General features: G+C 59.9%; 8 protein-coding genes and 1 rRNA gene. 2 read left to right on the plus strand and 7 right to left on the minus strand.

Going from position 1 to position 12,045, the window contains the following annotated elements:
- Window positions 1-75: 75 nt before the first annotated feature.
- Together rrf and BLT77_RS15020 are read left to right on the plus strand one after the other, a co-directional pair.
- Window positions 76-190 (plus strand): 5S ribosomal RNA (rrf, locus tag BLT77_RS15015).
- Between the two features lie 471 nt (window positions 191-661).
- On the plus strand, window positions 662-1,762 hold the full coding sequence (locus BLT77_RS15020) for an AraC family transcriptional regulator (RefSeq protein WP_090366876.1): 1,101 nt from the start codon (window positions 662-664) through the stop codon (window positions 1,760-1,762).
- Window positions 1,763-1,764: 2 nt separating this feature from the next.
- Here BLT77_RS15020 and BLT77_RS15025 read toward each other — a convergent pair whose 3' ends face one another.
- The 7 genes from BLT77_RS15025 to BLT77_RS15055 all read right to left on the minus strand — a co-directional run bounded on the left by BLT77_RS15025 (window position 1,765) and on the right by BLT77_RS15055 (window position 12,025).
- Window positions 1,765-2,913 (minus strand): SO2930 family diheme c-type cytochrome, encoded by a 1,149-nt coding sequence (locus tag BLT77_RS15025; RefSeq protein ID WP_090366878.1) that lies wholly within the window; start codon window positions 2,911-2,913, stop codon window positions 1,765-1,767.
- A 58-nt stretch (window positions 2,914-2,971) separates the two neighbouring features.
- On the minus strand, window positions 2,972-5,602 hold the full coding sequence (locus BLT77_RS15030; protein ID WP_090366880.1) for an SO2930 family diheme c-type cytochrome: 2,631 nt from the start codon (window positions 5,600-5,602) through the stop codon (window positions 2,972-2,974).
- A gap of 231 nt (window positions 5,603-5,833) precedes the next feature.
- A complete protein-coding gene (menE, locus tag BLT77_RS15035) occupies window positions 5,834-7,240 on the minus strand; it encodes an o-succinylbenzoate--CoA ligase (RefSeq protein WP_090366882.1) in 1,407 nt (468 codons plus the stop codon).
- Window positions 7,231-8,178: an o-succinylbenzoate synthase gene (gene menC / locus BLT77_RS15040; protein ID WP_090366884.1), complete on the minus strand. Its 948-nt coding sequence runs from the start codon at window positions 8,176-8,178 to the stop codon at window positions 7,231-7,233. The genes menE and menC overlap by 10 nt, the downstream gene beginning before the upstream one ends.
- 7 nt (window positions 8,179-8,185) lie before the next feature.
- Complete coding sequence (gene menH / locus BLT77_RS15045) at window positions 8,186-8,974, minus strand: 2-succinyl-6-hydroxy-2,4-cyclohexadiene-1-carboxylate synthase (protein ID WP_090366886.1); 789 nt, start codon at window positions 8,972-8,974, stop codon at window positions 8,186-8,188.
- Entirely contained in the window at window positions 8,958-10,676 is a 1,719-nt protein-coding gene (gene menD, locus BLT77_RS15050) for a 2-succinyl-5-enolpyruvyl-6-hydroxy-3-cyclohexene-1-carboxylic-acid synthase (RefSeq protein WP_090366888.1), read from the minus strand. Before menD ends, menH begins: the two co-directional genes overlap by 17 nt.
- The gene (locus BLT77_RS15055; protein ID WP_090366890.1) at window positions 10,673-12,025 is read right to left on the minus strand and encodes an isochorismate synthase; all 1,353 of its coding nucleotides are present in this window, start codon (window positions 12,023-12,025) and stop codon (window positions 10,673-10,675) included. The genes menD and BLT77_RS15055 overlap by 4 nt, the downstream gene beginning before the upstream one ends.
- Between the last annotated feature and the right edge of the window lie 20 nt (window positions 12,026-12,045).

Consider the following 12,045-nt stretch of genomic DNA (forward strand, 5'->3'; position numbering starts at 1 on the left):
TGATATCCCAGATAGTTAAGCGCTTGCAAGAATGCAAACGAGAAATACAGCTTGTGCGAATTGATACAGTTTTTGTCTGACGACAATAGCGCTGTGGCCCCACCTGATCCCATGCCGAACTCAGAAGTGAAACACAGTCGCGCCGATGGTAGTGTGGGGGTTCCCATGTGAGAGTAGGTCATCGTCAGGCGCCAAATCCAAGAAAGCCCGTAGCTAACGCTACGGGCTTTTTTCGTGTCTGCGATTTGAAAAAGTGAATGCAGCCCAGATGCTGCCAGCCCTGCCAACTCGCACCGTCGCCCTTGCGAATGGTACCCGCGTGCGCGGGCACGACGGATGGAAAGCCCGTCGCCCTTGCGAACGCGAGGGCCCAGTGTCTTTTGGGGGAACTCTTTGAAGCCGCTGGATTCTCGCCTGCGCAAGAATGATCAAGGGCAAAGCCACTGGCTACCCGCGTGCGCGGGCACGACGGATGGAAAACCCGTCGCCCTTGCGAACGCGAGGGTCCAGTGTCTTTTGGGGGAACTCTTTGAAGGCGCCGGATTCTCGCCTGTGAGAGGCCTGGTGGTTGATTCAGATTCAATGCCGCTGGAATCACTGCTGAATACAATATAAATACTGCTTTACTCGCCAATAAATCTCAGTTAAAAATGTACTCCTTATGGTGAGTTTTTGTGCAACAGATCACGTTACTGATGCTGGGGAGGGCAAAGCGATCGAGCGCTTTATCTGCTCTCACCCAACCCTTTATGGTGATCAGCTTTACCCCGCTTTCGACCTGCGGTTGCTGCATCAGTATATTGAGCGGCAGCTTGGTGCTGCTCGGGCGGAACGGTTGTTGGCTGCCATTGGCACTACTGCGTCGGAGCTGTCGGTGCGCCAATTTGTGCTCGCTTGGCAGGTGCTAAAAGCGATGGAGTTGGCCGGAGAGTGGTTACCGGGCTCGCTGGCTGGTTTTCATTTCGGTGCTACTTTTAGGCCGGAGCACCTGCAGGGGCTTCAGCGGCCTTTATCGCGTTGCCAGACACTGGGGGAGGTGTATGAACTGGTGCGCAGTAATCCCAACCTGGTGGGCAGTTTTACCGATAATATCGAGACACTGTCGGCTCGGGTGATGGAGGTGAGGTCGGTCAATGTCAGTAACATCGATGCCGATACCATGACCTTTCTGTTCCAGCAAGGACTCAGCTCTATGTTGAGCGTGGCCCGAATGCTCACCAATCGCCCCATTCCCCTGCTTGGGGTGTCCATGTGTTGCTCCGGCCCCGACCGTATTGAGCATCTGGCCCTGGAACAGGCCCTAGGGTGTCCCATCGAGTTTGACGCCGATTTTTTCGGCTGGCGTCTGGATCCCGCTATCCTGACCTACCCCATTACCTGGCACCCCTCTGTCAGGGGGCTGGCCAGTGATGAGGTGGTTGAAGATGAAACCGACTCTTTGATCAATGACATACTGGCGTTGCTGCTGCCGTGCCGTTACGGTTTTCCGACTCTGGAACAGGTGGCCGAGGCGTTGAGACTGTCGAGCCGGACGCTGAGGCGGCGACTGTCTGCCATTGGTACCTCTTACCAGAAGATACTTAACCAGGTGCGCTGCCAATTGGCCATCGACCGGTTTCAGGCGGGGGAGCGCTGCATCGATACCATTGCCGAACAACTGGGGTTCAACGAAACCTGCAATTTCCGCCATGCCTTTAAGCGCTGGACCGGCAAGGCGCCCGGTGAGTTTATGACCGGGTTGCCGGTGCATCGCCTGTCCTGACCCTATTGGCAACTGCCCAGCGATGCAGGCAGGCTGTCTACCCATTGTCGAATCAGGGCTACCGCTTCGGTATGAACCACACTCCGTCCCACCATGGGCATTCTGTCTTTCGGTTCGGTCAGCTCCATTCGGTAGGGCAGGATGGAGTCCAGGCCGTTACCTGGCAGTAGATCGTAATCCAGGCCTCTTGGGCCGCCGTCCCAGCCTGGAGGCTGTTTACAGATGCCGTAACTGCTCTGGGTGTGATCCTCATAAAAACCCAACCTGAGGCCGGAGATGCTGGCGTGGCCCTGTTTCTGATGACAATGGGCACAGTTGATGTCCAGGTAGCCCTTCACTCGCTGAGTCAGGTCGGCGCCTTCGTCCAGCAGTGCCGGTGCCCGGGCAATGCTGTCGGTTTGTGGCAGGTCGGCAAGCAATCCTTGCTGGTGCCAGCGCAGTAACTGTGAGCCTTCACCGTCGGCGACGTTGAGCAGATGCGCCTTCAGCCCGATGGGGCTGATGCGGCTGCCGCCGTCGTCATCAATCAGTTGGTGACATAACTTGCACTCCACCCGACTGGGGATCTGATAGCTGAAAGTCAGAGTCTGTTCGTTGTGAGTCATGGTGTGATTCACGGCAGCCCCACTGCTGATTAGCCTGGCCCGGCCTTGTTGCCACTGATACGGCAGGGTGGTCCAGCCGGCGTCGCGATGGATCAGCAGTCGGGTTTCCACCAGAACCTGGTTTTCTGGGCCGGTGAGGCTGCTGTCGAACGGCAGCGCGAAGGTCTTCACCAGCACACTGCCCACGGGCAGATCGAACGCGCTTCGAGGCTGGTATTGGATCGTCTGTCCCTGGGGAAGAAACAGGAACCGGTATTTGGAGGCGTAATCGGAGAACAGCTGGGTGGTCAGTTGATAGGCCTGTCCGGGGTGTGTCGGCGCCCCGGTGGGATCGGCGGAGTCGATGAACAGGCCGTAATCCTCAAGAGCCGGGCAGTCGCTGCTCATCAGCGCTGTCCAGTTGATGCTACCGGCACTGCCCTGATCGCAGGGGGAGGCGTTGACCGGTGGGTCGGGCTGTTGCGGTTGATCTGCCGTGGGGGTACCGTCACCGCCGCCACACCCCAGTAGCAGACCGGCTAACGCAATACAGAATAGGGATTTCATGACGTCGATCCTGACTATGAATGAGGCGGAGCCGGTGAGTACCGGCTCCGCAGGGGGACTAGTTGCTGCAGTCTCGTTCCGGAAGGCGGGCGATCCACTCGTGGATCAGGGCCACCCCTTCCTGGTGGATTAGGGCCCGGCCGATCTCAGGCATGCGGTCGCCAGGCTCATCGCTGTCCATGCGATAGTGGAGGATCGACTCTTCTGGCTTACCCGGTACCACGTCGTAACCCAGGTTGCCGCCGCCATAGGCGATGGGTTGCTTACAGGTACCGTGGGAGTAGCCATTGTCCTCGTCGTAGGCGCGCCAGTACTCCAGCTTGAGGCCGGTGTTGGAGGCGTTACCCTCTGGGCGGTGGCAGTGGGCACAGTTGATGTCCAGATAGCCCTTTGCCAATGCCATCACCTGATCGTCATTCAGGGCGGACAACTGATCACTCATGCTGTCGTCGAAGGCGGGCACCGTGGTGATGCTGCTCAGGTCATCAGGGACGCCAGACAGAATGCCGTGGCTGACCCACTTGCTCAGCTGGTTGGCGCTACCATCGGTGTAGGCGTAGTCCTGGTTGAGGAAGCGCGCTTTGGGGCCGATAGGGGCAAACTTGAATTGACCCTGGTCGTTCTCTAACTGGTGGCATTGCTTACACTCGGCAATGTTGGGCACCTTATAGTTGAAGTTGAGGGTTTCGCCGTTGTGAATCAGGGTTTGGGCAGAGTTGTTGCCGGGTTTGGCCAGTACGGCATCGGTTTTATCGGCGTTCCAGACGAAAGGCAGGGCGGTCCAGCCGGTGGCGCGGTGGATCAGTAGCCGGGTCTCAATCAGGGTTTCATTGGCCACGCCTCGCATGCTGGTGTCTGCCGGCAGGGCAAAGCTCTTCACCAGTACTGAACCGACCGGAAACTCGAACGACTCCTGAGCCTCAAAACTGGCTTTTTCTCCCTCGGGAACAAAAACGTAGCGGTACTTGGAGGCATAATCGGTGAACAGTGGACTGTTGAGGTCATAGGGTAAGCCGGTGCCGTTGGCGGTGCCCGCCGGGTTGCTGGCGTCGGCAAACAGGTTGTACTCAGACAGCTGACCACAGTTGGCACCCAGCAGGGCGTCCCAGTTCACCTTGTCGGAGTCGGCAACACATAAACTCAGATCGCCGTCACCCACCAGGCCGCCATCACCGTTACCGTTGTCATCGTCGTCGGCAATGATGTTGCCCCCGTCGCAACCAGCGACATTGTCATCGATGCCACAGCCGAAGATCTCACCATTAAAGGTGACCGTATGGACCGGCAGACTGGTCTGTTCGCAGTTCATCAGGTTGGCCTGCTCAGCCTCGAACAGCACCGCCGGGGCATTGGGGTTTTGGCCATCGTACAGTTGACCGTAGCTGGCTCCGCTGTTGTTGGCGGCACAGATGTTGTCACTGCCGTCGCTGGCAAAGGGAAGTTCGCCCAGATTGTAGCCCTGTGGCCCGGCGGCGCCGCTGTTGGCCATGGCTTCACCCAGGCCGTCGTACAGGATGCCCGGGAAGCTGCCGTGATAGCCCATGTAGGCGGCAATAATATCGGTGATCAGATAGCCATTGGGGTTGGCACCGGCGTTGCTGATGGTGTTGTCATGCACATAGGCATTGCGCGGTACGGCGCGCCAGCCGTCGGCAATGGGTTGGCCGGGCTGGCCGTAGTTTTGTACAAAGCTGTTGAGATCCGGTTCGGCGATGAAGAAGCTCGACAGGGTGATGGCCATGGTGTCATGGTCACTGATGTTGTTATTGAAGATCTCCACATCGTCGGTGGACAGCACGATGATTCCGGTGCCCGGTGGCACAATGTGTACTCCGGCGGGATTGGCACTGGCGTTGGCGAAGTTCTCGGTGTTGTTGCGGTAGACCTTGTTGTTGAACACCCGCACGCTGGAGCCGTAATGCTGATTGCCGATGGGCAGATCAAACACCAGGATGCCGCCGGTATTGTCGAAGGCTTCGTTGTTGTAGACGTCGGCGTATTTGGAGTTTTCGATCTCGATGCCGGCGACGTTCAGTTCGGCGATGTTGTTGCGCACCACGATGTACTCAGACTGGCCGACATAGATGCCGGCGTCGGCGCTGCCGCGAACGTAGGTGTCTTCAATCAGGATATTGCGGCACTCGACCGGGTAGAGACCGTAGGCGCCGTTGTCCGGGCCGACGTCGCCATGCCAGATGGTGGCCAGATCCCGAAGGATAATGCCGTTGGTGTTTTTCAGTTTGATGCCGTTATTTTTGGCTTCATTGACCGACAGGTCACTGATGGTGATGTCCAGGGCATTCTGCACGAATACACCGTCCCCGGAGTTGGCCTCGCCGAAGTCGAGGATGGTTTTGTCGCGGCCGTAGCCCATGATGGTCACGTTCTTGGCAAAATTGCCATCGCCGTCCACATCACCGTCAAACTGCAGGGTTGAGGTGATGCTGAACTCCCCCTCCGGCAGCACGATGGTGCTGTCGCTGCTGGCGTTAATAAAGGCATTTTGAATGCGCTGGGTCAGGTTATCACCGGCTTCCACAAATACCGCGCCTTCGGGAAATTCAGGGCCGGCAGGCGGATCCGGTTGCTCAACCGTGACCGGGTCATCGTCACTGCCGCAGCCTCCCAGTCCCATCATCAATGCTGTGGCCAGCATGGCCGGTTTCAGCCAAAGGTGTTTCTGCCCCATCGTAACGCTCCTTATTGTTACATTGTTGTTATGCGTAACTAGATTCGAACGTCCGTTTGCTAAAGGCAATGTGCGATCTGGCCACCGGTGTCCTAGGCAGCAGTATGGGGCGGGAGATTTTTAGACTGGATTTCCAAAACGGGCAAAACAAGCTGTGGTACTTGTCGGTTTTTATGTGGCTTTACTCTGTGTATTGCGGGATTAACAACATTCCGCCAGGCCAGGAGTTTTCTATGAATCTTGGTCTGGTCCTAGCAGGCCGCAGGCTCTGGCAACCGATAGCCGGCTGACTTTGAGGCCGTATTGGCTGAGGCCGGATGGCCAGTTGAGGTAACGCCGTGGTCGTTTGAAACGGGCCAGCCTGGGGGCCAGGAACTGATCCAGGTCCGAGGGCGCTGGCAGGGTCTCCCGGCAGTGTAATACCGCCACCGGCAGGTAGCCAAACTCCGGGTTGGCTTCGGGAAAAACCAATGCATCCTGGATCTGCGGGTGCTGCTTCAGTGCCGCTTCAATCTCTTCCGGCTGCACATTTTCGCCACCACTGATGAACATGTTGTCGGCTCGGCCCAGTATCTCCAGTTGCCCCTGAGTCCAGCGGCCGCGATCCTTGGTGTGAAACCAGCCGTCGTCGTCAAACGGGGTCTGCAGCTGTCCCTGCTGGTAGTACCCCATAAAGCGGGTGGCACCGCGAACTTCGACGATTCCCTGGCGAATTCGTAACTGCCGCTGTGGCAACAACTGACCCGAGAGTCCACAAGCATTGGCGGGCCCGGTGGTGACCTGAGACGCCATTTCGGTCAGCCCGTAGCTGGTGAACGCCTGAACCGGATGGGTGTCGAGTTGACTCAGCAGGGAGGCTGGCATTGGCCCCCCTCCAAGAAGCAGCACTTTAAGCCCGTCCATCAGGCTGCTGCTGTCATCGGCACCGAGTATCCTCGCCAATTGAGTGGCCACCAGTGACAGGTGGGTCACCGGCTGCTCCCTGAGGGTGTCCAGCAGGTCTCGTTGCCGGGGCAGTACCAGGGTGGCCCCGGCGCCCAGGCAACGAAACAGGATGGCCAGTCCACCAATATGAAACATCGGCAGCGACGCCAGCCATCGGTCGCCTGCCTGCAGGGGGATGCAGCGGGCTGATCCGCTTGCCGACGCCAGATGGTTGGCCAGCGAGTGCATGGCCGCCTTGGGAAACCCGGAGGAACCCGAGGTAAGGATCAGGCTGACTGCAGCCTGATCGTCGCTCAGTGGAGTTGAGTCGATGGTCGCAGCCGGGGCTGTATTTGGCAGTGTCAGTGCGGGTAGGCCGCCAGGGTATTTTCCCTGGGCGGTCCAGATGACGCTGGCATCGATCTGCAGCAGCAGTTGCTGCCGTTGCTGCTCAGGAAACCGGGGCGATATGGGAGCAAACACGGCGCCCAGCCGAATGCAGGACAACTGCAGCAGGATCAGGGTCAAACTGGTGTTGTCGATAGCGGCCAGGTGGGTGCCGTGCCCAACCCCTTGTGATTTGAGGCTGGTCGTCAGGTCGGTGACCCGCTGATGCAGCTCCCGGTAGCTGATGGCCGTTCCGGCATGGTCAATGGCGACCCGGTCAGGGAAGCGGGCGGCACCCTCTGCCGCCAGGCAGGGGACTAAGGCCATACCGGCGTCAACTGCTGCAGAGACAGGCAGGGGGTGTCGGGTCGCTGGGGCAGTAGCAGGTCCTGCTGCAGCGCGTCCAGAGTATCGATGCCCGGGGCTTGATCCGGGGTTAACTCGGCGGCCAATTGACCGATGGCGGTCAGGCCGACGTTGGTTTCAAAACTGGAAGACAGCGTGACCTGCACGCCATCCAGTTCCGCCTGCTCAACCAGGCGCTGCAGGGTGGCGATGTCGCCAATCAGCGTGGGTTTGAGCACCAGTGCTTTGACGCCGGCGATGAATTGGTACCGGTAATCCGGTTGTTGGGTGGTTTCATCCAGGGCCAGTGGCAGGCCGAACTCAGTGACCAGGCGCAGATTGTCTTCAAGGCTGGCGGTGGGCTCTTCAATGTAATCCACCCGATCCAGCGGGATGGCGGCGATGAAGTCCTCGGCCTGTTCACGGCTCCAACGCTGGTTGGCGTCGAGGCGGAAACGGCAATGAGGGTTAGTGGCCAGCAGCCGGTAGATCAACCGGACCTCCTGTTCGACCGGGCGGCGGGCGACCTTCAGTTTGATGGTGGTGGCATCGGCGGCCGCGGCCACCATCTGTTCATCGCTGCCGGTCAGCAACGGATAGGGGGCGCTGACTCGTCTGGGGCGGGGTTGGTGCAACTGCCACAGGGCACAGCTGATGCCGAACCGGACCGATGCCAGAGTGGCGGCATCGGGCAGGGCGCCGGTGTGACACAACTCCGGTAATACCGCCACTGCCTGCTGTTGAGCTTTGGCCAGGGTTTCCCGGGAAAACTGCGGTAATGGTGCAATCTCTCCCAGGCCGGTTTGGCCATCGGCTTGCAGCTGTAAGATCAGGCCTTCACGGCGGTTCAGGGTCTGCCCTTTGAAATCGATGGCAGAGTGGAACGGAATGGCGTAGCGATGCAAACTCGCGCTGATCATGGTGGTCCTAGTGACGGTAACGGGTCAGGATGGTGTTGATTGTATCAAGAAATGCGTCGCCGTTGGCGGCGTGGACATTGTGCCCGCCCGGCATGGGGTGCAACTCGGTGATCAGCCCCTGCTGTTGCAACTGCTGCCCGAGGGCGAGGAATTTAGCATCCTGCAGGCCGCAGAGGTAGTGCACCGGCAGCGACAGGGAGGCCAGCAGCGGGCGCAGATCCTGTTGATGGCCCAGGCTGGTACTCAGGTAGCAGGCGCCTAGGTTAGGGCCATGGTTGTGGATGCGGGCTTGAATCATGGCCGCCCTGGCGGTATCGCTCAAGCTGGCGAACACCGGCTGTTGGTACCAGCGCGAGAGAAAGTCACCAATGGGCGCCTGGGTCAGGCTGAGGTGCCAGCGGGCATCGTCCTGGAGTCGCTGCCGTCGCTCGACGGCGTGTTCCAGCCCCGGGTGGGCGGATTCAATCAACAGGCTGTGCAGCCGCTGTGGGCAGTGTTGGGCCAGGTGTAGGGCAACCCGGCCCCCGAGAGAGTACCCCAGCAGGTGGTAATGGTTGACGCCGAGCCGGTTCAGGCTGGCCTCGATGGCCTGGCAGAGCAGATGAAACCCAGGCGCCGTGGTCAGGGCACATTCACGGCTGTGGCCATGGCCGGGCAGATCCAGGGTAATGCAGTAATAGCGATCGGCCAGGCCGGCAACCAGGGGGCGCCAGTCTTCACCGCTACCAAGAAAGCCGTGCAGCAACACCAGTGCCGGATGACTGGGGTTGCCGTGGCATTCAGTGTGCAGCTGCATCTTGAACCTGAGTGGCCAGCTCAATCAGAAGCTGAGCCGATTGCTCGGGGGGCAGCGTCAGCTCAATCAGGCTGGCGCCGGGGTGTTGCAGCGCCAGTCGCAGCGCTTTATCAAAGTGCTCGAGATTGTCCGGGTTGCTGTAGGGCAGACCGAACTGAGAGGCAGCCCCGGCAAACTGCAGACCGTGGCCAAGACGGTAGTAATCCTGACGCAGGGCATCACTGGGCACCGGCAGCAGGTTGAAGATGCTGCCACCGTCGTTATTGATGGCGATGATCACCATCGGGGTAGTGCAATCCCGAGCGATGGCCAGGGAGTTCAGATCGTGCAGTAGGGACAGGTCGCCGATGGCCAGAACCGTTGGTTTGCCGGTACCGCGGCCAACGCCCACGGCGGTGGCCAACAGGCCATCAATGCCAGAGGCGCCCCGGTTAGTGAACAGCGGGGCGCTCTGGGCGCGCGGGGCGGCCAGGGTATCAAACAGCCGTATCGGCAGGCTGTTGCCGATGAAGAGCTGACCCTGTTCCGGCATTACCAGACTCAGGTGGCGCATGGCCGACAGTTCCGTCAGCGGTCCCCCCTGATGCTGGCGGGCGATCAGTTGGTCAATCTGTGCATTGGTTTGCTGCAGTTCCGGGCACCAGAGGGGGTGTGGAGCCTGGGGCCAGGGTTGCTTGAGCAGTAACTCGAGGCTGCCCACAAACACCTGTTTCGGCTTATGGTTTGGATCCAACCGCTGGGGGTGCGACAGCCAATGCCAGTGCCGTTGCCACGGCTGGGAATCGATGAAACTGAGCAGTCGCTTGGACAGGGTTCTGGCACCTACCACCAGCAGGTGATCGGCCTCCGCCAGTTGCTGGCGGCAGTCCGGGCGGTGCAGCAGTTGATCGATGTGGTGAATAACGCCGGGAGCCTGCCTTAGCTGTGACTGGCAATCCGCCAGCAGTGGCCACCCCAGAGCCTCTGACAGACTCAGCAGCAGGTGCGGATCCATCTCCGGCGCCAGGGTGCCGGCGACGATCACCCCTTTGCCGTTGGCAAAGTCCCGGCATTGCTGCGGAGTTGGCAGTGCCTGCTGGCTCAGGTTGGCCAGGGGGCTCCAGGGGGCATCGCTCTGGAGCCAGTGGCGAACCGGGGTCAGGTAATCACTGAAATTGGTGCGCTCGGCTTGCGGATACAGGGGCTCGCGGAACATGCAGTTGACGTGAATCGGCCCGTCGCTGGTGCCGACGGCGTGATCAATCTGGCTCAGCAGGGCCTGAGGGCCGATGGCCAGATCCGGCGTTGGCAGATCCACCCGGGTGCAGTAGTCGGCGAAGATCCCGGGCTGAATGATGGCCTGGTTGGCACCGCAGTCGATCAACTCTGGTGGCCGATCGCCGGTCAGCAGGATCAGCGGCACCTTGGTCAGGCTGGCTTCGACAATGGCCGGATACAGGTTGGCCAGGGCGGTGCCTGAGGTGGTGATGACGGCCACCGGGGTGGCGCTGGATTTGGCCAGCCCCATGGCCATAAAGGCCAGACCCCGTTCATCGAAATGGGTGTGACGGGTCAGGCCTGGGTGTTCGGCGGCGGCCAGAGTCAATGGTGTGGAGCGTGATCCCGGAGCCAGGCAGACGTGTTGAACCCCCAGGCGGTGTAACTCTTCCAGGAGCAGTTTTGACCACAATAGGTTCAGGTCGGCGATGGTGGTGGTGTTCATAGGCCGTTTAAAATTCCCATGATGGTGGCCAGTTTGTTTTCCAGTTCCTGCCATTCGGCACTGGGGTCGGAATCGGCGACGATACCGGCTCCGGCAAACAGGGTAATCTGGTTGTCGCTAAACAGTGCACTGCGGATGGCCACGGAAAATTCGCTGCCCAGGCAGTTAAAGTAACCACAGGCGCCGGCATACCAGCCGCGGCTGAAACCTTCCCGCTGGCGGATGAAGGTCATGGCGTTTTCCCTGGGCAAGCCACCAACGGCAGGCGTCGGGTGCAGCGCCTGCAGCAGTTGCAGGTCATTGACGCCGGTTTTGACTTCCGCCTTGATGGTGCGGTGCAGGTGTTGGATGTGATTCAGCTTTAAAATAGAGGGGCTCTCCTCTGTGCCGACATAGTCGCACAGGGGCTGCAGCTGTTTCTCAATCAGCACCCGCACCAGCTGGTTTTCATTCTGGTTCTTGCTGTCGTCCAGAAGGGATTGCGCCAGACGGGCGTCTTCCTGCTCGGTAAAGCCCCTGACCGTCGTGCCCGCCAGGGCTTCGGTGCTGAGTTCCTGCTGACGACGCAGAAACAGCCGCTCAGGCGAGCAGCTGATGAAGCTGGCGGTAGGGGTCAGCTGAAACCCGTACTGGTAGCTGTTGGGGTTCAGGCGCTGCCAGGCGTGAAGAACCGTCCAAGGGTTGGGTTGGTGGCTGAGTTGCAATTGACTCTGCCGGGCCAGCACGACCTTTGGGGTGTCGGCATTGAATTCCGGCTCGGTAACCTGAGCCACCAGCTCATGCCAGCGGGCTTCGCTGGGGGTGTCCTGACGGGACAGGATGTGTCCAGGTGCCAGAGGCGGCAAAGGTTGAATGCGGCACAGGCGTCGCAGACAGTCGTTGGCGTCGCTGAGTTCGTCCAGCCAGCACTCGGCTTCCCCTTTCAGGTTAAGCAGCAGCTGGGTCGATTGGTCGGTTTGGCGAATCTCGAGCCGGGGCAGCACAAAGGTGGCCTGGCCAAAGGCAGACCATTCTGGCTGCTTGGTGTCGAACGCCACCCCGCCGTACCAGCGGACACCAGACAGGTTGTGGCTGCAGGCGGTCTGATAGAACTGATTGAGCTGTTGTTGCGGTTGCTCGTCAATGCGAACGCATTGGCATTGCCCCAGTGCTGCCACCTGCTCCCCCTGATTGCGCTCGCGCCAGTAGATTTTCGGCCACTGGGTCTGTGCGGCCAGCCAGGGCAGCAACAGGGTCGCATCGATGGACTCGGTTATCTGAACAATGGGGTGTTCAGGCTGCACATGGGCAAGCTGGGCCAGCCGGGTCTGCATGCGACCGATGGCTGTCGGTAGTGATAGCTTCTCCATCGCAGGGGCTCCGGGGCAAA

Source organism: Ferrimonas sediminum (assembly GCF_900100175.1).
Lineage (GTDB): Bacteria > Pseudomonadota > Gammaproteobacteria > Enterobacterales > Shewanellaceae > Ferrimonas > Ferrimonas sediminum.